Annotated in this window: 20 protein-coding genes; 8 read left to right on the top strand and 12 right to left on the bottom strand. The window is 36.8% G+C overall.

Annotated elements, in window-relative coordinates; translation table 11 throughout:
- Window positions 1–47 precede the first annotated feature (47 nt).
- The 9 genes from FW780_RS20760 to FW780_RS20720 form a co-directional block, all read right to left on the bottom strand.
- Window positions 48–1,301, bottom strand: coding sequence for an alpha/beta hydrolase (locus FW780_RS20760; protein WP_241676958.1), 1,254 nt, complete (start codon window positions 1,299–1,301; stop codon window positions 48–50).
- A 6-nt stretch (window positions 1,302–1,307) separates the two neighbouring features.
- Window positions 1,308–1,673 (bottom strand): hypothetical protein, encoded by a 366-nt coding sequence (locus FW780_RS20755; protein ID WP_149835506.1) that lies wholly within the window; start codon window positions 1,671–1,673, stop codon window positions 1,308–1,310.
- The gene (locus FW780_RS20750; protein ID WP_407643683.1) at window positions 1,670–3,358 is read right to left on the bottom strand and encodes a C45 family autoproteolytic acyltransferase/hydolase; all 1,689 of its coding nucleotides are present in this window, start codon (window positions 3,356–3,358) and stop codon (window positions 1,670–1,672) included. Before FW780_RS20750 ends, FW780_RS20755 begins: the two co-directional genes overlap by 4 nt.
- 1 nt (window position 3,359) lies before the next feature.
- On the bottom strand, window positions 3,360–4,886 hold the full coding sequence (locus FW780_RS20745) for a phytoene desaturase family protein (RefSeq protein WP_149835505.1): 1,527 nt from the start codon (window positions 4,884–4,886) through the stop codon (window positions 3,360–3,362).
- Window positions 4,887–5,060: 174 nt separating this feature from the next.
- Complete coding sequence (locus FW780_RS20740) at window positions 5,061–5,945, bottom strand: LpxL/LpxP family acyltransferase (protein WP_149835504.1); 885 nt, start codon at window positions 5,943–5,945, stop codon at window positions 5,061–5,063.
- A gap of 119 nt (window positions 5,946–6,064) precedes the next feature.
- Window positions 6,065–6,319: an acyl carrier protein gene (locus FW780_RS20735; RefSeq protein WP_047377388.1), complete on the bottom strand. Its 255-nt coding sequence runs from the start codon at window positions 6,317–6,319 to the stop codon at window positions 6,065–6,067.
- Window positions 6,320–6,323: 4 nt separating this feature from the next.
- Window positions 6,324–7,544 carry a beta-ketoacyl-[acyl-carrier-protein] synthase family protein gene (locus FW780_RS20730; RefSeq protein WP_149835503.1) on the bottom strand — a complete coding sequence of 407 codons (1,221 nt, stop codon included), beginning with the start codon at window positions 7,542–7,544 and terminating at the stop codon, window positions 6,324–6,326.
- A gap of 1 nt (window position 7,545) precedes the next feature.
- Window positions 7,546–8,277 carry a 3-oxoacyl-ACP reductase FabG gene (gene fabG / locus FW780_RS20725; protein ID WP_149835502.1) on the bottom strand — a complete coding sequence of 244 codons (732 nt, stop codon included), beginning with the start codon at window positions 8,275–8,277 and terminating at the stop codon, window positions 7,546–7,548.
- Between the two features lie 83 nt (window positions 8,278–8,360).
- Window positions 8,361–9,881 carry an HAL/PAL/TAL family ammonia-lyase gene (locus FW780_RS20720; protein WP_174774483.1) on the bottom strand — a complete coding sequence of 507 codons (1,521 nt, stop codon included), beginning with the start codon at window positions 9,879–9,881 and terminating at the stop codon, window positions 8,361–8,363.
- A 98-nt stretch (window positions 9,882–9,979) separates the two neighbouring features.
- Between FW780_RS20720 and FW780_RS20715 the strand changes: the two genes are divergently transcribed.
- Window positions 9,980–11,236: an NAD(P)/FAD-dependent oxidoreductase gene (locus tag FW780_RS20715; RefSeq protein ID WP_149835500.1), complete on the top strand. Its 1,257-nt coding sequence runs from the start codon at window positions 9,980–9,982 to the stop codon at window positions 11,234–11,236.
- 34 nt (window positions 11,237–11,270) lie between these two features.
- Here the strand turns inward: FW780_RS20715 and FW780_RS20710 are convergent, their stop codons facing one another.
- From FW780_RS20710 to FW780_RS20700, 3 genes are all read right to left on the bottom strand, one after another.
- A complete protein-coding gene (locus FW780_RS20710) occupies window positions 11,271–11,876 on the bottom strand; it encodes a hypothetical protein (RefSeq protein WP_149835499.1) in 606 nt (201 codons plus the stop codon).
- A 75-nt stretch (window positions 11,877–11,951) separates the two neighbouring features.
- Window positions 11,952–13,244: a phenylacetate--CoA ligase family protein gene (locus FW780_RS20705; RefSeq protein WP_149835498.1), complete on the bottom strand. Its 1,293-nt coding sequence runs from the start codon at window positions 13,242–13,244 to the stop codon at window positions 11,952–11,954.
- A gap of 92 nt (window positions 13,245–13,336) precedes the next feature.
- Window positions 13,337–15,025, bottom strand: a complete 1,689-nt coding sequence (locus FW780_RS20700; RefSeq protein WP_149835497.1) for a M23 family metallopeptidase — start codon at window positions 15,023–15,025, stop codon at window positions 13,337–13,339.
- A 432-nt stretch (window positions 15,026–15,457) separates the two neighbouring features.
- Between FW780_RS20700 and ileS the strand changes: the two genes are divergently transcribed.
- From ileS to trpS, 7 genes are all read left to right on the top strand, one after another.
- Window positions 15,458–18,853 carry an isoleucine--tRNA ligase gene (gene ileS / locus FW780_RS20695; RefSeq protein WP_149835496.1) on the top strand — a complete coding sequence of 1,132 codons (3,396 nt, stop codon included), beginning with the start codon at window positions 15,458–15,460 and terminating at the stop codon, window positions 18,851–18,853.
- A gap of 58 nt (window positions 18,854–18,911) precedes the next feature.
- Window positions 18,912–19,292: a TraR/DksA family transcriptional regulator gene (locus FW780_RS20690; protein WP_002983772.1), complete on the top strand. Its 381-nt coding sequence runs from the start codon at window positions 18,912–18,914 to the stop codon at window positions 19,290–19,292.
- Window positions 19,293–19,369: 77 nt separating this feature from the next.
- On the top strand, window positions 19,370–19,615 hold the full coding sequence (locus tag FW780_RS20685; RefSeq protein ID WP_149835495.1) for a DUF6576 domain-containing protein: 246 nt from the start codon (window positions 19,370–19,372) through the stop codon (window positions 19,613–19,615).
- Between the two features lie 16 nt (window positions 19,616–19,631).
- Window positions 19,632–19,817, top strand: a complete 186-nt coding sequence (locus FW780_RS20680) for a DUF2683 family protein (protein WP_149835494.1) — start codon at window positions 19,632–19,634, stop codon at window positions 19,815–19,817.
- Window positions 19,817–20,455: a lipoprotein signal peptidase gene (locus FW780_RS20675; protein WP_149835493.1), complete on the top strand. Its 639-nt coding sequence runs from the start codon at window positions 19,817–19,819 to the stop codon at window positions 20,453–20,455. The genes FW780_RS20680 and FW780_RS20675 overlap by 1 nt, the downstream gene beginning before the upstream one ends.
- A 15-nt stretch (window positions 20,456–20,470) precedes the next feature.
- Complete coding sequence (locus FW780_RS20670) at window positions 20,471–21,115, top strand: SanA/YdcF family protein (protein WP_149835492.1); 645 nt, start codon at window positions 20,471–20,473, stop codon at window positions 21,113–21,115.
- A gap of 240 nt (window positions 21,116–21,355) precedes the next feature.
- Window positions 21,356–22,324, top strand: coding sequence for a tryptophan--tRNA ligase (gene trpS / locus FW780_RS20665; protein ID WP_149389016.1), 969 nt, complete (start codon window positions 21,356–21,358; stop codon window positions 22,322–22,324).
- Window positions 22,325–22,384 lie beyond the last annotated feature (60 nt).

Here is a 22,384-nt window from a genome sequence, read left to right as displayed (position 1 = left end):
CAGGCTTATCACAATGAAGTATTATTTTATATTTTACGCTGAATACATTATTTCAGAATAAACAGGGTAAGATCTTTCAAAAACTGTTCATCAACTTTTCCTTTTGCTTCATACTCTTTTGGAGATGGTTTTCCGGAACCCGCTGTGAATAGGTGATTCAACGTTGGATACAATGTAAACACTGCCGTTTTATCGTTTTTCAATGCTTCTTTCCAAAGTTTGAAATCTTTCTCCGTAACCTGATAATCTCTCCCACCTTGTGCAAAAAACATGGGAGCTTTTATTTTTTTAACTTCATTAAGCTGATTGTAATCTTTTAAGTATTTCCAATACGCAGCAGATTGTCCCAAAGGAAGTTCTGACGTCGGCGAACTTAAACTGAATTGGGGTGAATTTAAATAAGCAACCTGTTTTTTCACCTCCTGAACAGCTTCAGCAGGAACTTTAGCCGGATCCATAGAATGAAGATAATCATACTGTTCTATCAACAAATCCTGTAACGGTCTGGCATTACCAGCCATAAAAACATATTTTGAAACCTGTGCTTTTTCTGCAATCTTAGGCATCAGATAAGCTCCCTGGCTGTGTCCCAGGATAATGATCTGGTATCCTTTGTAATCTGCATTGTTTTTGAAATATTGGGCAACATTTACTGCATCATTGATCGTTTCATCTTCTACCGTAGATTTATTATTGAATGTTTCAGGATAGGAATATGTTCTTTTATCATAGCGATAGGAAGCAATTCCGTTGTTTAAAAGGTATTCTGCAATATCTTTAAATGGCTTATTTCCCCCAACTGTTTCGTCTCTGTCATGCGCTCCTGAGCCATGAACAAAAATGACTAACTTCTTTTTATTATCGGAAGGAGGAACTAATAGTGTCCCGTTCAATTCTACAGCATCACTTTTTATTTTTAATGTGGTCTTTTCATCCCATTTTTCAAATGGTTTATGGGGTACTAAAAAGAAGCCGAGCATTTTATTGTTCTCTCCAAAGGTAAGCTGAACATCCAGCTTGGTCTTTTCAAATTCAGAATAGTAATAATAGATGTTTCCTTCGTTGTTTACTTCAAGAATAGTTTTCAAACTTCCGATCTGTCCCTGAAGTTGTTCTGTAATAGTCTTAAGCTGGTCTACCGGAATCTGCCCTGCTATAGAAGGATCAAAATAAGAATGTGCTTTTTCTATATTTTTATCCACCAATAAAGTTTTGATGAAAGTATTTCCAATCTCTTTTCTGTCCTGAGAAAATGAGACCAGAGACCATGCAGCAAGGAATAGGGTTAAAAGTTTTTTCATATCCAATTATTTATAAACAATATCAGAAAATGATAACGGAGTCATCATTATGGTAACAAATATCGCAATAATTACAAGAGCTAACTGCGTTATATGATAAGTTTTTTCTCTTTCGTTTTCGTCGATCTCAAATGTAAATTTTATTTTATCCGGTCTTCTGATAATCAGCCAAATAAACAGGAGAATGACCAGATTCATGAGTATCGGCATCACAAGAAAAATTTTGCTTCCGTAATTGTCTTTCATATTTCCATACCCGTGAATGGTTATTGTTTCAGGTATTGAACTGTATACTGTTCCCAAATAAACCGAATAGCCAATGATGATGATAAAGGGAATGCAGAACAGCAGTTTTATATATTTAGGGATCATTTTAGTTTCTTTAAGGTTTTCTTCAGGTATTTTTCTACATTTTTTCTGTCCGGAACCGTTGTAATCTCTTTTGTCAAAGCTTTTTCAAATTCAGCTTTTGCTTTTGAATATTCTTTCTTGTTAAAATAATATTTTCCAGATTGATAGTAGACCAGCCAAAAATCCGGGTTCATAGATTGATAGGAAGGGATAACACCATCAGTCAACAGTGTATTTTTATCATCAGCAGCTTCATTGATCTCTTTGCCATACATTTTAGACAGCTCATAGTTTTGGAACTCTTCAGAGTCTGCGAAGGGATCATGGCCAATATTCAATTCTGATTTTGAAAAATCATTAGGCTGTAATCCTTTGTCCGAAAAAATTTTGTTCAGATCATAGCACACAAATTCTCCCAGCTGATAAGGATTTGAAGATACCCAAACCAATTTTTTCTGAGGCGAAAATATAATGGCATGGTGTGCCAGAAGCTGGTTAAGTGCTTTTTCATTACCATAACCAATGGATTCATCCTTTAAACCGGATCTGTTCCTTAAAATAGAAGCCATTTTTTCCGGAGTTAGCTTTTTTTCTTCCTGCAAAAGCTCCTGAAGTTTCTCATATCGGTATTCCGAATGACTTTCTTCAATCTGCTTCTGATTTCTTTTGTCATCTTTGTAAGCCTCTGACTGGAAATGATTAGTGCAAAGAACCTTACTGGTATTCTGCACTCTGTACACACCGAAGTTCTTAGGTGAAACTTCAATAATTACAGCATTCTTATCTGAAGCACTTCCCACCAGGATAGATTCTGACACGAAAACTTTCCTTTTTTTAGCAATGGCAATGGCTTCATCAATATTTCTAGCATACTGCAGTATTTCTCTTGTGACAAGGGAAATAGGTGTTTTTGCAGTCAAAGGAATTTTTGATTTTCCAGCGTTAATGGTTACCGTTATTCCTTCCTTATTCATCCCGGATACCACACCAATCATTCCCGGCCAGCTTACCGACATGTATGGAATTCCGTCTTCCGGCTGAACAAATTCTACCAGCTTATTTTTTGCAAAATCATCTCCTACATAAAAATCGAAGTTTCTTCCAATCAGCAGATCACCATCTTCTGTATTTTCATTCCATACCGCAAGGGAAGTACAGCCTACCATGGCGAGATCCTGCATTGCATGCCCAATATCATGAGCCCCATGCAGGTAAAGGTTTCTTAAATATTTCGGAGCAATAAAATCATACTGATCAGATGAATATTGTGATAAACCATATAATTCTGCCTGATAGTCTTCTCTTACATTGAGATACATTTTCCTGTTGTACCATTTTAAAAAACCTCTTAACAGTCTCTGCTTAAATTTTGACGGTACAAATCCTTCAACTTTTGAAAAGAAAATTCCTTCCTGTTTCTGCATCAGGCTTTGAGTCAATGCTCCATTATTATATCCCAGCTGCAGAGGGTTTCCTTTGATATAAAGTTCCCAGAGCTGCTGTTTATTTTTCGTAAGGTAATTTTGGTTATAGCTGAAAGTACTGTCATTGATATGGGTTACTTTCGGAACTTCTAAAGAATATTGTTTTACATCAGGAATATGACGGATAGATTTTGATATTCCGCAGGAAGTGAGGAAAAAACAAAAAGTAAGGTAAAGAAGAATTCTTTTGTAGGGTGAATAAATGGTTTTCGTTTTTTTCACTTTAGTTTTTATTAATCATTTGTGTCAACCGCATATCAATAGTTTCCTTTCCTAAGATCTCCGCACAGGTATTAAAAGCTCCAATGGTCACTCCTAAAATCCCATGCATATTAACAGATTGTCCTGTCAGAAACAGATTGTCGATTTTGGTACGGGGAGAAACCATTGTTTTAAGAGGATTCTCCGAGCTTTTCATGTATCCGTACATATTTCCTTCAAAATTCCCGATATAGTCTCTGTAAGACAAAGGAGAAGAAGTATATATTGTTTTGATGGCATGCCTTAGATTAGGAATTTTCTTTTCCAGGGCATCCAGCATCTTTTCTGTTTTTTCAAGTTTAAATCTTTCGTAAGCCTCTCCTCTTTCATGCTCATCCGCTACAGTATTGAATGTATTTTCCCATCCTCTAACCTCATCAAAATCCATATAGGAAATTGCGGTAAAGCTTTCTGCAAATTCAGGATGATGTTTTGAAGGGGTGGATGAAAGCATATAAGTTTCCGGCCATGATTCTTTCCGGTAACGGAATGCATTCCAGACCTGTTCTTCTGATGAATAATGATATCGGTTGTAGTTGAAATTCGGAAGACTATGAGGTCTTAAAACCAGATAAATGCTAAAACATGATGAAACGGGCTTCCAGCTCAACACTCTGTTCAGAAAGGATTTCTTAAGCCTTTCCTCTCCGATGAGTTTAATGGTGGAACGAATCTCTATATTTGAAATAAACTGTTTTGCTGAATATTCTTTTCCTTCTTTCGTTTTTACGGATACCAATACATTATTTTCATTAAAAACAAAGTCCGAAACTTCTGAATGTTTGTGAACTTCCGCTCCATATTCTCTAAGTTTTCTGATCAGAAGTTTAGAAATCTGGCTTCCTCCTTTTACACATTTGTAAGCACTTTGAATATAAGAATTTACCGTTAAAGCATGTACATAGAAAGGCACATCTTCAGAGTCTCCGGCATATAAAAAATTGGAACCCAGCAAAACAGCCTGAAGTCTTTTGTTCTGAGTAACGGATTCTACAAATCTTTTGGTATTAAGATGCAGAATTTCTTCGTTATAATTATCTTTTCCTACGACATGATATCTTGGAAACTGGCTGCAGACATACTGAATCTCTTCGCAGTAATTTTCAAGGTTTTCTTTCTCCTCGGGGAAATATTTAGAAAGCTGTTCAACGAAATTCTCATAGCCCTGTGCATGTGGATATTCTATTTCATCCTCTCCAAAACTGATCCTGTCATATCCGTCTTCATCCATCAGCTGAAGCTCAAGATCATTCATAATTTCCAGATAGGAAAAGAATTGGTTCAGATTCTGCCCCTTGGACAGCCCTCCGAGATAATGCACACCTGTATCAAAAATCAGTTTATCCCGTGAAAAGGTCTGCAGATTTCCTCCGTATTGATTGTTTTTCTCAAGAACACACACTTTCAGACCTTCTTTCGCCAAAATAAGAGCCGAAACAAGACCTCCCAATCCGCTGCCGATTACAAGTATGTCATATGCTTTCTTCAAAAGAGAACGTGCTTTAATAATTAAGAAACAGGGAATTTAAGATATTTAAAGATTACTTTGGTACAGTAGACAAAGAAATTTTATTTGGAAAATACTATTTAATGATCTTAATTCTTAGTAAATCTTAATGGTTTTTAGTTTTTCGTTTGTTTTTAAGGGATAAAAATAGAAAAATTAATCAATATCATCCCAAAAATCAAAATAATTAAACCACTGAAGAGGATATTTTTTCACCATGGTTTCAAGATTCTGAACATATGACTGTAAAAGGCCCTGTGAATCACGATTTTTGATATTCTGTGCAACTCTTGCATACAAGTGGTAATGGAGATTATTTTCCTTCATCACGTACACATATACTACCGGAACTCCTAATCTTGAGGCAATCAAAAACGGGCCAGCAGGAAACTTTGCACTTTTTCCCAGCAGCTCTGCTTCCAGATATTTGGATCCTTCAAAATAGCGGTCTCCGGTAAAGCAGATCAGCTCATTATCTGATAAAGCTTTGTTGATTTCAAAGATATGCGACATATCTTCTTTTACATAAATGAACTTGATATTACTCTTTTTTACGGCAACACTCTCCAAATATTCCTTAATCACGGTAACTTCCTGATCTGTCGTTACGAGGTTGATCTGGCAGTCAAAATCAATGTCGGCAAAAAAATGCTCTGCTATTTCAAAATTACCAATATGAGCGCTGATCAGGACCCCGCCTTTTTTAGCGGCTAAAAGATCTCTGAGGTTTTCAATGCCGTCAAATTCGTAAGTGTATTTGCCTCTAAGTCCCGCAGAAATAGCGGTTTTATCAATCAAAACTTTTCCGAAGGTAAAATAGCTTTTAAATATAGAGGCTTTGGATTTCCAGTACCCGTAGTTCAGTCTTTTCTGAAAGTAATAAAGAATGTATTGGTTGCTTTTTTTCTGAAAGAGTGAATAGTAGGCTGCTACAAAATAAAGCACACCATATGAACTTCTGATCCCGATATTTCTAATACACCAGACGAATATTCTGTATCCGAGTACTGTTCCTTTAGATTTACCTTTCCACTTGTTCATATTTAGAATTTAATATAAGAGAGAACCAATGTAACAATACCTTTTTTAAGTGTCCATTATTGGATCACCGTGATATTATTACATTGGCACTTTTTATAGAATAAAGATTTACTCAATAACTACGCGTTTTTTTCAGCAATCTTGTTTTCAATCGTTGTATAGAAATCATCAAATGTTACCATTTTCTTGAAATCTGCTTCTCCTAATTTCACCCCGAAATTAGATTCAATCACGACTACCATGTCGATATAATCCAGGCTGTCTAAGCCCAGTGTATTTTTAAGGTTGGCATCATTACTGATTTCGTCTCCGTCTACCTCGAATTCATTTACCAGAAAATCATTAACGATAGCAACAATTTTTTCCCTTTCCATGTTTTTAATCAAATTTTTTTACTATTAGTGCAGAATTGGTTCCCCCAAACCCAAAAGAATTCGACAAAAATACATCAATTTTTTGATTTTTTGTTTTTGCGACCAAATTTATCTTTTGTGCCTCATTATCAGGATTTTCCAGATTAATATTAGGAGCAACGAAATCATTCTGCATCATCAGAATTGAGTAGATTACTTCACTTGCACCTGCCATCCAGCACTCATGTCCGGTCATAGATTTGGTAGAACTTACCGGAACTTCCCCTCCGAAAATCTCATAGATTGCTTTTGCCTCATTGGCATCCCCAATTGGGGTAGAAGTTGCATGGGCATTGATATAGTCAATATCAGAAGCTTTTAATCCTGACTGTTTAAGCGCTCTGTCCATTGCCAAAGCCGGGCCATCCACATTGGGTGTTGAAATATGACCTCCGTTTGAAGAAAAACCATATCCGATAATTTCTGCGATGATTGGAGCGCCTCTTCTTTGGGCAGATTCTAAGCTTTCAACGATCAGACTGGCAGCACCTCCGCTTGGAATTAACCCGTCCCTTTCTGCATCGAAAGGTCTGGATGCTTTTGTGGGTTCGTCTTCTCTGGCTGAGAAAACTCCTAATCCGTCAAAGCTTGCCATGGAATATTTGTTGGTTTCCTGGGCTCCTCCACAGATGATCATCTCCTGAAAGCCATTCTTGATCATCATATAAGCCAGTCCCAATGAGTGTGAACCGCTTGCGCATGCTGCACTGATGGTAAGATTGATTCCTTTCAGTTTAAAGATGGTAGAAAGATTCATTGTCACTGTGGAGTTCATTGATTTGAAGATCGCCCCCGATCCCATCAATGTGGTATCTTTTTTTTCCCTTGCAATGTCAATAGATTCTACAACTGCCTGAGAAACACTGTCATTTCCGTATAAGATTCCCACTTCATGAGAATCAAGGAACTCTTCATCTAGATTCGCCTGCTTCAATGCATCCATGGTTGCCAGATAAGCATATTCGCTTTCTTCTCCCATACTGATACGCTGACGTCTGTTTAAGAGGTTTTTCAGATCGGGTTTTGGAACAACTCCTGTAAGACCTGACCTGAAACCAAATTCTTTTCTGTCCGGATCTAAAACAATACCGGATTTTCCTTGATATAGGGATTCCCTGACTTCTTCTAAAGATGTCCCGATGCAGGAATAAATTCCCATTCCGGTAATTACAACCCTATTTTCCATGTTATGAATAAATTCCTCCGTTAATATTAATCACTTCTCCTGTAATGTAGGAAGATTTTTTAGATGCTAAAAATGCAACCAGATCCGCCACTTCTTCTGCTTCACCAAATCTGTTGGCAGGAATCATTGCTTTCAGTTCCTCTTCATTGAACTCCTGAGTCATATCTGTTTTGATAAAGCCCGGAGCTACTGCATTTACAGTAACGTTTCTTTTGGCTACTTCCTGAGCAAGAGCTTTTGTAGCCCCTACCACAGCTCCTTTTGCAGCAGAGTAATTCGTCTGGCCAGCTGTTCCTTTTACTCCGGATACCGAAACCATATTGATGATTCTTCCGTATTTGTTACGAAGCAGCTTTTGGATGAAGAAATTGGTTACATTGAAAAATCCATCCAGACTTGTATTGATCACGCTGTTCCAGTCTTCTTTCTGCATCCACATAAAAAGACCGTCTCTTGTGATTCCGGCATTATTGACGATCACTTCTACCACTGCATCAGGATTTCTCTCCTGCCAGTCTGTTAAAACAGTCTTTGTTTCTTCGGTATTTCCTACATCAAATTTAAGGATTTCTCCGGTAGCGCCCAATTCTTCCACTTTAGCCAATGTTTCGTTTGCTGCGGTTTCGTTTGAAGCGTAGTTGATAAGGATGTGATAGTTTTTCTCTTCAGCCAGTTTTATACAGATTGCTCTCCCGATTCCTCTGGAGCCTCCTGTTACAATTGCACATTTCATGCGTTAGTGTTTATATCGTTTTTAGTTTTTTTAAGTTAATGTGAAATATCTTTATTTAAAAGACAATTCATGATAACCAATAGTTACATTCCTTTCAGATATTTCTTCACTTCTTCCAGATAAGGGTACATCACCATATCATCTGAGAAAGCAGGAATTATTTTTCTGATTTCATCATACAGTTCTTTTGTAGAGGATGAAACTTTATCCTGAAATCCAAGATATTCAATAGCCTGAATGATCGTAATGGCTTCAATAGCCAGTACTTCAAACGCATTTTCAATCACTTTTCTACAGATCACCGCTGCATTGGTTCCCATGCTAACGATATCCTGGTTGTCATTATTGTTTGGAATACTGTGAACATACATAGAATTTGACAGCATCTGGCTTTCTGCCGTAGTAGAGGTTGCCGTAAACTGTACTCCCTGCATCCCGAAATTGAAACCTAATTTACCTAAATTTACAAAAGGAGGCAAAATTTCATTGATTTTAGCATTTAAAAGATAGTTCAACTGTCTTTCTGCAAGCATTGTTAGTTTGGTTACCACAATCTTAAGCTTGTCCATTTCCAGAGAGATATAATCTCCGTGGAAGTTTCCTCCGTGATAAACATGCTGGTCTTCAACATTGATAATTGGATTATCATTGGCTGAATTAATCTCATTTTCAAGCACTTTCTCAGTATATTCCAACGTATCCAATACCGGACCTAAAATCTGTGGAACACATCTTAAAGAATAATATTCCTGTACTTTTTCCTTGAATACTTTCTCCTGTTCTTCAAAGTGGGTATAAAGATGTTCTTCTCTTTTTCTGATCAGTTTACTGTCTGCAAGATGAGCGCGCATTCTTTCTGCCACTTTCTGCTGACCGTAATGTTTTTTGGTTCCGTTCAGCGCTTCTGATAAATGATCATCATAAGCCTGCACAATCTCATTGATCGCACAAGAAAGTCTAAGGGAAATATCTGTAAGCTGATTCGCTTTATAGGCATTCACAATACCAATTCCTGACATTACAGAGGTTCCGTTCATCAAAGCAAGCCCTTCACGGATCTCTACTTTGATCGGTTCTAATCCTTCTGTTTCAAAAACCTCTTTGGTAGATTTTCTTTCTCCTTTATAAAATACTTCTCCTTCTCCTATTAGTACTAAAGCAAGGTGAGCCAGCTGAACAAGGTCACCGCTCGCTCCTACTCCTCCATGTTCAAATATTAATGGAGTAATATCCCTGTTGATAAGTTCCTGAAGAAGATAAATAACAGACTGGTGTACTCCTGAATTCCCTAATGACAAAGTATTCAGTCTTGCCAGCATACATGCCTTCACCTCATCTGCAGGCAAAGGGTTCCCGATTCCTGAAGAATGGCTTCTTATAAGATTATACTGAAGCTGGTGTGTATCTTCATCACTGATTTTAAACTGAGCCATCGGCCCAAAACCGGTGTTTACACCATATATTACTTTATTTTTTGAAAACTCCTTTAAAAACTGAAAACTCTTATCTACTCTTGATAAAAGTGATTCATCCAGTTCTATTTTTTCATTCTCAATGATAATTTTTTGAAAGTCTTTCAGTTCTAAAAAGTTATTTATTTTCATCAATTAAAAGTAATAGTTGATAATTTTGTAAAATATTAATTATTTGTCACTAATTTTGCGGCAAAGATAAAAGTTATTATTAAAATAAAAAATCAAAGATGAGCAAAGAATTTGTTGACGTTCTTGTAATCGGAGCTGGACCTTCCGGATGCGTGTCTTCTTCATACTTAAAGAAGAATAACGTCAACGTGAAAGTAGTCGAAAAGACAAAATTCCCCAGACTGGTTGTGGGTGAAAGCTTAATTCCGAGGGTAATGGATCACTTTGAAGAGGCCGGACTTTTCCCTGCATTAGATAAAATGGGCTTTGAAAAAAAGCTGGGAGCACGTTTCCTTCGTGGTGACGAAGTCTGCATTTTTGATTTCAGCAACAAGTTCGGGGAAGGCTGGGACTGGACCTGGCAGGTTCCTAGGGCTGATTTTGATAATACTCTTGCTCAGGAAGTTATTAATAAAGGAATTGATCTTGAATTTGAGACTGAAGTTATTGACATCAAATTTGACGGAACAGATTCTGTAACGACGGTAAAAAATAAGGATGGTGAAACGAAAGAAATCCATGCGAAGTTTGTTATTGATTCCAGCGGTTACGGAAGAGTGTTGCCCCGTCTGCTGGATCTTGAAAAACCTTCTAAATTATCACCCCACTCTGCCATTTTCTCTCATGTAAATGATACTAACAGAGAACCGGGAGAAGAGGGAACTTTAATTTCTTTTGACATTATTGAAACAGAAGTATGGCTTTGGGTAATTCCTTTTTCTAATGGAAATACAAGTTTAGGAATTGTAGGCCCTACTGAATATATTGACAAATTATCTGAAAACGGAGATACAGCTGAAGCTCTAAGAAAAGCTATTTCTCTTTCCGATTATTATGTAAAACGTTTTGGGGATGTAGATTTCCTTTTTGAACCCAAACATCTGAAAGATTATTCCTGTTCTGTAAAAAGTTTATTCGGGGACGGATTTGCTTTAACGGGGAATGCTTCAGAATTCCTTGATCCTGTATTTTCTTCGGGAATGGCTTTTGCCACAGAATCCGGAATGCTGGCAGCAAAACTGGCGTTAAGACAATTGAATGGAGAGAAAATCAACTGGCAGACAGAATACACGGATTATATTTTATATGGAGTGGATGTTTTCACCACGTATGTAAAAGAATGGTATACCGGAAATCTTCAGGAGCTTTTCTTCCATCAGCCGGAAAATCCGGATGTCAAGAAAAAAATCTGCGCTGTTTTAGCTGGTTATGTCTGGAATAAAGACAATCCTTTTGTTAAAAAGCACGATACAGTAATTAAAAACCTTGCGAACCTGATCAAGTTAGAAAAGCAGGAACAGCAAAATCAAGCATAAAAAAACGGTCTGAATTTTCAGACCGTTTTTTGTTTTATTTTATAACTGCTTTAATTTCTTTTCCTAATTTTTTCCCTGTAACTTCATACGCTGCAGCTATTCTTCCGTACTCCCATGCAAATTCTTTATTCATTTGCTTACCGCCTATTTTATCAGCCTGCAATCTCATTACTACCTTTTCCGGATTATCAGTTTCTACAAACTTCATATCAGCAGTTAATTTAGCTTCCTGTGAGCCAATCATTCCGCCATACCATCCGGCATAGATCCATTTTGCATCAATGATTAAAGTATACTTTGTTTTCGCATCACCTTTGAAAGTTATTTTTTTTGACTTTCCATTGATCCCTTTCAGAAAATAATCCAAATATTCTGAAGTTTTAAATTTGTCCCATTGATAGATCCAGTTTTTCCAAACCGCTTCGCTTTTTTTGGCCGTGATATCAGCTTTTCTATTTTCAAGATATTGAGCCTCTGTAAAATTTTTCTCCTGATAGACTGCGTTATCAAATATCAGCTGAACATTGACTTCAGACTGATCTTTTAAAAAATCAAAATTCCCCTGTTCAAAGTTAATTTTATCCTGGGCGAAAGTTGTTGTTGCAATTGCTACAAAAAGCAGCAATAATAATTTTTTCATAGTGTATTAGTTCTAATATTTAAGCGACCAAAGATATATAAAAATACAGCTCCCGGTCTTTCTTTATATTTAATTTTATCTCAAATCAATAAAAGTAATTGGCTTTCTGCTGTTTGGATTGAAAACAGTTTTAGACAGGATATCAAAATCAATGATTTCAATTTTCGGGCTTACTCTCAGTTTTGCACGAAAGTGGTCTCTGACTTCATTTACAAAACTATCTTGTTCTTCTTCTGTACTGAGTTTAATGATAATTTCGTCAAGACCTATCTCGTTAGCCTGAATAACAATCTGATAGCATAAGATATTATTGAAATCATTCAAAATATCATTCATTGCCGGCGGATACAGCGTTGTTCCTTTATATTTGATCATCTGCTGTTTTCTACCTACTACAGGCCCCAGCCTCATTGTATTTCTTCCACACTGGCATGGCTCATAGTGTGCTTTTACAAGATCTCCGGTTTTAAATCTTAACAGAGGGATGGCTTCAACACCCAATGTTGTAATAGTAAGTTCACCGCTTTCTCCTTCTTTCACAGGATTTCCGTCGTCATCCAGAATTTCTGTAATGATCAGTTCCGGATGATGGTGTCCTCCTATCTGGAATTCGCACTCTGTAAAAGCGGTACTCATTTCGGTAGAAGCATAAGTGGAAAAGAGTTTTATATTCCATTTCTCTTTGATCTTCTGCGAAAGAATATTATCTGTAAAATCCTGATTTTTGATACTTTCCCCAATGCATACGGCACCGTAAACACTGGAATTTTTATAATCCAATCCGTGTTTTTCAGCATAGTCAATCATTTTCAACAGAAAAGAAGGAACAGTAATCAGGTATTTAGGTTTGTATCTGAAAATAGAGTCCCATTGCAGTTCAGGAATTCCAGGTCCCATTCTCACTACGCTTGCTCCCATTTTCCTTAAACCCAGAAAATAAGCAAGGCCCGCCATAAACCTTTTGTCTATGGTGGTAATCATCTGAACAACATCTCCTTTTTGAATTCCCGCACAGGCAAACGATATCGCTTCATTGTAAGCAAGCCTCTCCAGGTCACTGTCAGATAATCCAAAAGTAACCGGATCTCCCAATGTTCCTGAAGTCGTACTGTAATCAACAATTTTATCTGGTGTTATGCAGAAAAAATCATGATTGTACTGCTGAAGATCATTCTTTGTAGTGGTAGGAATCTTCTGAAGATCTTCCAACGTAAGAATGTCTGCAATATTGATCTTATTTTCTTTGAACAGTTTCTGATAAAACGGTGAATGCGTTTCAAGATAAGTCAAAAGCTCATGAAGTTTCTCTTCCTGAAATAATTTGATTTCCTGAATCCCTGCTTTCTCGATTGACGGATGAAATTCCAATGATTTTAATTTTTAAAAAGCAAATTTATTTAAAATTACATGATTGTAAGATGTATTCATGTAAAATGTATTCATGATTTCCACCACAGCTTTTATCTCTGGAAGGTAAAGGTTTGTATGTTTGTATTTCCAGCGGTATTCATGGTTGTTACTTTTAAAGTATGAAGGCCTGATCCTTTCGGGTATTTTTCATCAAAAGTGTAGACAAAATTATCTTTTACACGGGCAAAACGAAGCCATTTCCCATCCAGCTCAGCCCGGAATGAGACAATATCTCCCACTTTCGCTGTTCCTTTTAATAATAAAGAACTGCTATTAACCAATGCTCCTTCAGACCAGCCTGATGAAACGGACGGCAGGTTACTGTCTATCAATAATTTTGCGGTCCCCAATCTATTGAACTGCCCTTCTGCCCAATCACCATTCCATTTTGCTTTTACTACATTCTTATCGCTTCCATAATCAAGCAGGATAACGGCTTTGTCTTTTTCAGCTCCGGATAATTTTCTATTGGGCTTTATTTTCAAAGTATATTCATCATGAACGGGAATATAAGGACTATTTAAAACAATGCTATTGGAAACAGCATTCGGGTCCGCATCCGGTTTTTCATAGGCATTGAAGTTTACAGCATCATACACTGCATTTTTGCTGAAATTAATCTCTGTATTTTCGGTGGAAATTGTTTTTCCTTCATTAGGCATTATAGTTTTCCCTGTAGAGGATACTCTATCCGAAGATTTATTTAACTGAACTTTTGTTATTAAACGGCTTGTATTTCCTTTTGTATCTTTCAGGATAATTTCAATAGTATGAACCTCCTCATCCTGAAGACTGATAACTCCTGTTAAATTCTGAATGCTGTAATTCTGAAGCTTCACTCCTGGTAAATCCGACAGGTGTTGAATTCCCATTTTATCCCTGATAAATTTAGGATAATCTATACAGCCATTGAGATATCGTGTTTCGTCATAATGTATTTTATCAATTTTAAAACTGTAAATCAGCTTGCCATCCATCAATAGTTCTGCATTATAAATCCCCAGATTAAACCCTTGGTTCGCCTTGTCAACAGCTTTAATGGCAAAGCTTATTTCCGGAGAATTAACCTGAACGAGATTAGAAGAATAGATATTTCCAGTTTTCTTCACTGCAATTCCATTCGCGCCTGGTTCGTAAGTACTGAAACGTCGGTCATACCAATACAACCCACTGATAATTGGTGCTACAGTATCCGGAATAGCAAAACCAAAAAGTAAAGGATTAATACATTCTTCTGTTTTAGTATCTCTTATTTCAAAATGTAGATGCGGGCCAGCGGAACCTCCCGTATTTCCGCTCAATGCAATTTGCTGTCCTTTTTCCACAGGAAATTGCCCGGGCTGAAAAGTAATATCCTGTTCCCATTTTTCGTCTTTATACTGTCTTTCCTTTACGTATTCATCAAGCTTATTGAAATATTTGTTCAAATGGGCATACACGGTAGTATAGCCATTGGGATGAGTGATATATACAGCATTTCCAAAACCATATCGTTCCACTTTTATTCTGCTCACGTATCCTTCTGCTGCGGCAACAACTGGTAAATTCTCCTGACTGTTGGTCCTTAAATCAAGTCCCATGTGAAAGTGATTGGTCCTTACCGCTCCAAAATTGGCTGCCAGCTGCATGGGGATGTTGAGTGGATTCCGGAAATAATTCTGAGGGTAATTATTTTGAGCCTGTGTGATGATATTATTAATTAAAAAAATAATAAGCATCAGTTTGGGAAATATTTTCATACAGCATTTGGGTTTATTCTACTTAAATATACAAAATCCCGACCAATAAGAGATTGTTGGCAGAATCATTTTTACCCTCTTTACCATATTTCCTCTGCTGAGTGAAACGCCTTTGCGAGCAATTATAAATCATTCACACATCTTTGTGAACTTTGCGTAATAATTAGGGTTTGGCCAAAGCCATTGAATGGATTCGATCTTTTATTTGGTAAAGCCCATTCCTATTGAATAAATTGCATAAAATATCGCATGAAAAACAGCCAGATAAATTCACTCATTCACCATTCACCATTCGCTTCCCCACACTTTCTTTATTATATTTCTGAAATTGAACTTTTTAATAGATGATATCAAAATAAAACATATATTATAAACCGACAAATTTTAGTAAATTTGCAGACTTAATTAATCAACGATATTGAGATATTTACAATGAGCCAATTTAAAGAATACAAAAACCTCAACCTTATTGACGTAGCAGAGAATGTAGCGGAATTTTGGAAACAAAATAAAACTTTCAATAAGAGTGTTGAGATTCGTCAGGGAAATCCTGAGTTTGTTTTTTATGAAGGTCCGCCTTCAGCAAACGGTATGCCTGGAATTCACCACGTAATGGCAAGAGCATTGAAAGATATTTTCTGCCGTTACCAGACTCAAAACGGAAAACAGGTTTTCCGTAAAGCAGGCTGGGATACGCATGGTCTTCCTGTGGAACTGGGTGTAGAAAAAGAATTAGGAATCACAAAAGAAGATATTGGCAAAAAAATCTCTATTGAAGATTATAACAGAGCTTGCCGTGAAGCTGTAATGCGTTATACCGATGTTTGGAATAACCTTACGGAGAAAATCGGATACTGGGTAGACCTTGATGATCCGTACATCACATACAAGTCAAAATATATGGAAACGGTTTGGTGGTTACTAAAGCAGTTGTATGATAAAAGTTTATTGTACAAAGGGTACACCATCCAGCCTTATTCTCCGAAAGCAGGAACAGGACTTTCTTCTCACGAGCTGAATCAGCCCGGGACTTATCGTGATGTTTCAGACACAACGGTTGTCGCTCAGTTTAAAGTGAAAAAAGACTCTTCAGCATTATTTAATGATGTTGACGGAGATGTTCATATCCTTGCATGGACGACAACTCCATGGACATTGCCATCCAATACAGCTCTTACTGTAGGTAGAGACATTGAATATGTTGTGGTAAAAACCTTCAACCAATATACATTTGAACCTGTAACAGTTGTTTTATCAAGAGTGCTTTTACCTAAGGTTTTCGGTAAAAAATACGCTGAAGGTACTGATGAAGATTTTGCCAACTATACTCAGGAAACTAAAGTAATTCCTTTCAAGGTTTTAAAAGAGTTTACAGGAGAAAAACTTGTTGATACAAGATATGAGCAATTAGTTCCTTGGTTTACGCCAAACGATAATCCTGAAAATGCATTCAGAGTAATCCTTGGAGATTTCGTAACTACGGAGGATGGTACAGGTGTGGTTCATACAGCCCCTACTTTCGGTGCTGATGATGCGAGAGTTGCTAAAATGGCTCAGCCTGAGATCCCACCAATGTTGGTAAAAGATGAAAATGATAATCTTGTACCACTGGTAGATTTACAGGGTAAATTCATCAAAGGTGAAAATGTTCCTGAAGTATTTTCCGGAACCTATATCAAAAATGAATATTACGATGAAGGAACAGCTCCTGAGAAATCATGGGATGTAGAACTTGCCATCCTGTTGAAAACGGAAAACAAGGCTTTCAAAGTAGAAAAATATGTTCACTCTTATCCACACTGCTGGAGAACAGATAAACCGGTATTGTACTATCCATTGGATTCATGGTTTGTAAAAATGACGGCTGTAAAAGACAGATTGGTTAATTTGAACAAAGAAATCAACTGGAAACCGAAAGCTACCGGAGAAGGACGTTTTGCCAACTGGTTAGAGAATGTAAATGACTGGAACCTTTCCCGTTCAAGATATTGGGGTATTCCATTGCCAATCTGGAGAACTGATGACCTGAAAGAAGAGAAAATAATAGGTTCTGTAGAAGAATTATACAACGAAATCGAGAAATCAATTGCAGCTGGTTTAATGACTGAAAACCCATTCAAAGGTTTCATCATCGGAAACATGGCTGAGTCTAACTATGAGCTTGTGGATCTTCACAAAAATGTAGTAGACAAAGTGATATTGGTTTCTGATTCAGGAAAAGCAATGAAACGTGAAAGCGACTTGATCGATGTTTGGTTCGATTCAGGTTCTATGCCTTATGCTCAATTGCATTATCCTTTTGAAAATAAAGAATTAATTGACAACAATAAAGCATTCCCAGCTGATTTCATCGCAGAAGGTGTTGACCAGACACGCGGATGGTTCTATACACTTCACGCGATCGGAACTGCTGTGTTTGATTCTGTTGCTTATAAAAATGTAATGAGTAACGGTCTTGTTCTGGATAAGAACGGGCAAAAAATGTCAAAACGTTTAGGAAATGCTGTAGATCCGTTCGAGACACTTTCTGTATACGGACCGGATGCTACCCGTTGGTACATGATCTCCAATGCAAACCCATGGGAAAACCTGAAGTTTGATATTGAAGGAATTGACGAAGTAAGAAGAAAGTTCTTCGGAACGCTTTACAATACGTATTCATTCTTTGCTTTATACGCGAATGTGGATGGCTTCAACTATTCAGAAAAAGAAGTGGAAAACCGTCCTGAAATTGACAGATGGGTTCTTTCTGAACTGAATCTTCTGATCAAAGAAGTAAAAGCTTTCTATGAAGACTATGAACCTACAAGAGTAGCAAGAGCAATCAGCACTTTTGTAAACGATAATCTGAGTAACTGGTACGTAAGATTATGCAGAAGACGTTTCTGGAAAGGAGATTATTCTGATGACAAGATCTCTGCTTACCAGACTTTATACACATGTCTTGAAGTAGTTGCCAAGCTGTCTGCTCCTATTGCTCCTTTCTTTATGGATCAATTGTATCAGGATTTAAATAAAGTAACAGGTAAAGAAAACTGTGAATCTGTACATCTTACAGACTTCCCGGTAGCTGATGAAAGCTTAATTGATCAGGATCTGGTTGAAAAAACACATTTGGCTCAGAACATTACAAGTATGGTTTTCTCCCTGAGAAAGAAAGAAAATGTAAAAGTTCGTCAGCCGTTACAAAAAGTATTGGTTCCTGTATTGGATTCTAAAACTGAAGAACAAATTTCAGCGGTTTCAGAACTTATTAAGCAGGAAGTAAACGTAAAAGAATTACAATTAATTAATGCTGAAGAAGCGTCCCATTTAATTGTAAAGCAGATAAAGCCAAACTTCAAAGCTCTTGGTCCTAAATTAGGAAAAGACATGAAGGTGGTAGGTGCCGAGATTAGCAATCTTACCACAGAACAGATTTCCAGTCTTGAAAAAGAAGGAAAGATAGACGTACAGGGATATGAGATCACCCTTGATGATGTAGAAATTTCTACAAAAGATATCCCGGGATGGACAGTAACTTCCGATGGAAAAACTACTGTGGCATTAGATTTGACGTTAACCGATGAGTTAAAATCTGAAGGAATCGCAAGAGAATTCATCAATAGAATTCAAAACCTGCGAAAAGATAAAGACTTTGAACTGACAGACAGAATTTCAATCACATTAGAAGAAAGCTCTCCTTTCCTTAATGATATTAAGAAAAATGAAGAATATATTTCTTCCGAAGTCTTGTCAAGTAAAATAGAAATTGTATCTTCACTTTCAAATTTTAACGAAATCGAAATAGATGAGGTTAATTTTAAGATAAATGTTGAAAAAAATTAACATGTAGTTATTATATTTCAAATTCCATTTCATAATTTTATTAAAAAAGAGAAAGAATATGTCAGACGAAAGAGTTAGATACAGCGATGCTGATTTACAGGAATTTAAAGCGATCATTAAAGAAAAAATAGAAAAGGCAGAAAAAGATCTTCAGCTTATCAGAGAAAGTTTTATCAACGACCAGAATAATGGGACCGATGATACTTCTCCTACCTTCAAAGCTTTTGAGGAAGGAGCAGAAACTCTGAGCAAAGAGCAGAACTCTATTTTGGCAGGAAGACAGGAAAAATTCGTACGTGATCTTAAAAATGCTTTGATCAGAATCGAAAATAAAACGTATGGTGTTTGCAGAGTAACAGGAAAACTGATTCCTAAGGAAAGACTTTTAGCCGTTCCTCACGCTACGCTGAGCATCGAAGCGAAAAATATGCAAAAATAACCGTAAGGTTTGTAAATAATATTGGGTTTATATCGTATTTACGGATACTTTATAAACCTAATTTTTAATGTATACCCATGAGCGAATTATTAATTTTGGGAGCTATTGTCGCAGCAGTATTGTTGTTTTTCAACAGAGAATGGATCAAAAACAGATTCTTCCCTGATCAGCAGAAGAACTATACTATTGATGATAAATTCAATTCTGATAAACGGGAACGGGAAAAAGAGATCGACAGACTGTTGAGTAAGATGGGCAAAAATGGAGTCAATGATCTGTCTGAGAAAGATAGAAAAAGGCTTGATGAATTGTCGAAAATGTAAAAATTAAATACAAGAAATGGAATCTATTATAGTACATCCAAAAAATTCTATGGAGCTTAGCGCGCTGAAAAGTGTTCTGAAGGAAATGGGCATTAAATTTGAAAAAGCTCATGTTAAAAGTTCGTATAACGGACAGAAAATAGTCAAGAAAGCGAGCGATAATAAGCCGGCTGCAAAGCCTTCAAAACCTAAAGGACAGTAATGAAAAAGATATTAGCGATAACATTTTTAGTGTTGTTGATTGACCAGGCTTCAAAAATTTATATCAAAACTCATTTCAATCTGGATGACAGTGTAACCGTTTTACCAGGTTTTAAACTAACCTTTGTGGAAAACCCGGGAATGGCCTATGGATTTCACTTCGGAGGAATTATCGGGAAATATTTTCTGGTGATCCTAAGAATCTTCTTAATCGGAGGAATGGTATATATGTTTAAAAAATGGCTGAAAGAAGGAGCCTCTAACTATCTTTTGATTCCAATGGCTGTTATCTTTGCCGGAGCAATCGGAAATCTTATTGACGGAATGTTCTATGGGATGATCTTCGACAGTGGAACGGTATATGACCAAAGTATTGATCGATGGATTGGATATGGAGGAATTTCTAAGTTTGCTCCTTTCGGGCACGGATACTCCACTTTTATGAAAGGATGTGTGGTTGATATGCTCCACTTCCCACTGGTAGACTGGCATGTTCCTGAAAGCTGGCCTTTAATAGGGGGAAAACATATTGAGTTCTTTAAATATATTTTCAATGTCGCCGATTCTGCGATCACAGTAGGAGCAGCTTTCCTTCTAATCTTCAGAAAAAAAGCTTTCCCAAACGGGCTTGAGTTTTAAAAGATATATTTTCGGATGAAAAAAATAATCAAAAATATTTTTAAAATTTTCCTGCTTCTTCTGGTTGCAGGAATTATTTTTATTGCCTGGGCGAATTACAGCATTAAAAAGGACAGCGAATCTTTCGTTTCCTATAATATTGCTGATGTACCGGAAGCAAAAACAGGCCTGCTACTGGGAACCGGAAAACTTCTGAGCAACGGAACTCCGAATGCTTATTTCTACAATAGAATTGAAGCGGCTGCCAACTTATACAAAAGCGGGAAAATTCAATATATCATTGTAAGTGGTGACAACAGCACCAAAGATTATAATGAACCAGAAGATATGCAGCTGGCATTAATGCAGAAGGGAGTTCCACAGGATAAAATCATTTTAGACCATGCTGGATTCAGAACGCTGGACTCTGTGGTAAGAGCAAAGGATATTTTCAGCCAGACAAAACTGGTCATTATTTCTCAGAAATTCCACAACGAAAGAGCCGTTTTTCTGGCCAGAAAAAATGGAATGGAAGCCTTTGGATATAATGCTGCTGATGTAAATAAATATGCAGGTTTAAAAACCAATTTGAGAGAATATTTTGCGAAAGCTAAGGCCTATTGGGATCTTCTTTTTGGAGTGGAACCGAAGTTTGGAGGAGAGAAGATTGTGATTCCTTAATATTTTTCCCACGGATTGCACAGATTTTCACAGATGATGCGTAAAGATATATAGATTATTGAAGGTTGATAGGTTTTGGCTAAAGCCAATGGAAAGATTATTTATCATTACCTGAGCTAAAGCCCACCTCTATTGAATTTTAATAACAAGATCTTTTATCTTTTATCTTTTATCTTTCTTTATTCCAGCAAACCTCGTAAATTTGCTATTCATTAATTTTTAAATATAAATTTTAAACAAATGTCAAGAATTCTTACCGGCATACAAGCCACCGGAACACCCCATCTTGGAAATTTATTAGGGGCAATTATTCCTGCTATTGAACTATCCAAGCAGGAAGGAAATGAATCATTTTTATTTATTGCGAATCTTCACACGCTTACACAGATTAAAGATGCGCAGACATTAAGACAAAATACCTACGAGATTGCTGCGGCTTGGCTTGCTTGTGGATTAGATACCGAAAAAACATTTTTCTACAGACAAAGTGATATCGCTGAAACCTGTGAACTTTCTTGGCATTTATCATGTTTTTTTCCTTATCAAAGATTAACATTAGCTCATTCATTCAAGGATAAAGCTGACAGATTGCAGGATGTAAATGCAGGTCTGTTTACCTATCCTATTCTGATGGCTGCAGATATTTTATTATATGATGCAGAGATTGTTCCTGTAGGAAAAGATCAGCTTCAGCATTTGGAAATTGCAAGAGATGTTGCTTCCAGGTTTAACAACCAGATGGGAGAAGTTCTTGTATTGCCACAGGCCGAACTTCAGCAGGACACGAAATATGTTCCCGGAACCGATGGGCGTAAAATGTCTAAATCAATGGGAAATATTATCAATATTTTCTTACCTGAAAAGGAGCTGAAAAAACAGGTGATGAGTATTGAATCTGATTCTAAATCTCTTGAGGAACCAAAAGATCCTGAAACAGATAAAACTTTCCAGATCTATGAGCTTATTGCAACCCCTGAGCAAACTGAAGAATTAAGAGCAAAATATCTTGCCGGAAACTTCGGATACGGGCATGCAAAGAAGGAATTACTGGATCTTATCCTTGTTCGTTTTGAGAAGGAAAGAGAAACATTTGCTTACTATATGAACAATCTTGATGAGTTGGAAGCAAAACTACAGCAGGGTGCAGAGAAAACCAGACCAATTGCGCTGGAAACTCTTAAAAGAGTAAGAACAAGCTTAGGATTTTAATGCTAAGTTATCAATATAAGAAAGCCTTTCGTTTGAAAGGCTTTTTTTATTTATTGTGAT

This window comes from Chryseobacterium sediminis (assembly GCF_008386505.1).
Taxonomy (GTDB): Bacteria; Bacteroidota; Bacteroidia; order Flavobacteriales; family Weeksellaceae; genus Chryseobacterium; species Chryseobacterium sediminis.
Note: the sequence above shows the minus strand (reverse complement) of the source record. Positions and strands in the feature narration are given on the sequence as shown.

What these genes read in the sequence shown, in the direction of transcription:
- FW780_RS20760 (WP_241676958.1), bottom strand. Translation starts at nt 1,301, where the DNA reads ATGAAAAAACTTTTAACCCTATTCCTTGCTGCATGGTCTCTGGTCTCA.
- FW780_RS20755 (WP_149835506.1), bottom strand. Translation starts at nt 1,673, where the DNA reads ATGATCCCTAAATATATAAAACTGCTGTTCTGCATTCCCTTTATCATC.
- FW780_RS20740 (WP_149835504.1), bottom strand. Translation starts at nt 5,945, where the DNA reads ATGAACAAGTGGAAAGGTAAATCTAAAGGAACAGTACTCGGATACAGA.
- FW780_RS20735 (WP_047377388.1), bottom strand. Translation starts at nt 6,319, where the DNA reads ATGGAAAGGGAAAAAATTGTTGCTATCGTTAATGATTTTCTGGTAAAT.
- FW780_RS20730 (WP_149835503.1), bottom strand. Translation starts at nt 7,544, where the DNA reads ATGGAAAATAGGGTTGTAATTACCGGAATGGGAATTTATTCCTGCATC.
- fabG (WP_149835502.1), bottom strand. Translation starts at nt 8,277, where the DNA reads ATGAAATGTGCAATTGTAACAGGAGGCTCCAGAGGAATCGGGAGAGCA.
- FW780_RS20720 (WP_174774483.1), bottom strand. Translation starts at nt 9,881, where the DNA reads ATGAAAATAAATAACTTTTTAGAACTGAAAGACTTTCAAAAAATTATC.
- FW780_RS20715 (WP_149835500.1), top strand. Translation starts at nt 9,980, where the DNA reads ATGAGCAAAGAATTTGTTGACGTTCTTGTAATCGGAGCTGGACCTTCC.
- FW780_RS20710 (WP_149835499.1), bottom strand. Translation starts at nt 11,876, where the DNA reads ATGAAAAAATTATTATTGCTGCTTTTTGTAGCAATTGCAACAACAACT.
- FW780_RS20700 (WP_149835497.1), bottom strand. Translation starts at nt 15,025, where the DNA reads ATGAAAATATTTCCCAAACTGATGCTTATTATTTTTTTAATTAATAAT.
- ileS (WP_149835496.1), top strand. Translation starts at nt 15,458, where the DNA reads ATGAGCCAATTTAAAGAATACAAAAACCTCAACCTTATTGACGTAGCA.
- FW780_RS20690 (WP_002983772.1), top strand. Translation starts at nt 18,912, where the DNA reads ATGTCAGACGAAAGAGTTAGATACAGCGATGCTGATTTACAGGAATTT.
- FW780_RS20685 (WP_149835495.1), top strand. Translation starts at nt 19,370, where the DNA reads ATGAGCGAATTATTAATTTTGGGAGCTATTGTCGCAGCAGTATTGTTG.
- FW780_RS20680 (WP_149835494.1), top strand. Translation starts at nt 19,632, where the DNA reads ATGGAATCTATTATAGTACATCCAAAAAATTCTATGGAGCTTAGCGCG.
- FW780_RS20675 (WP_149835493.1), top strand. Translation starts at nt 19,817, where the DNA reads ATGAAAAAGATATTAGCGATAACATTTTTAGTGTTGTTGATTGACCAG.
- FW780_RS20670 (WP_149835492.1), top strand. Translation starts at nt 20,471, where the DNA reads ATGAAAAAAATAATCAAAAATATTTTTAAAATTTTCCTGCTTCTTCTG.
- trpS (WP_149389016.1), top strand. Translation starts at nt 21,356, where the DNA reads ATGTCAAGAATTCTTACCGGCATACAAGCCACCGGAACACCCCATCTT.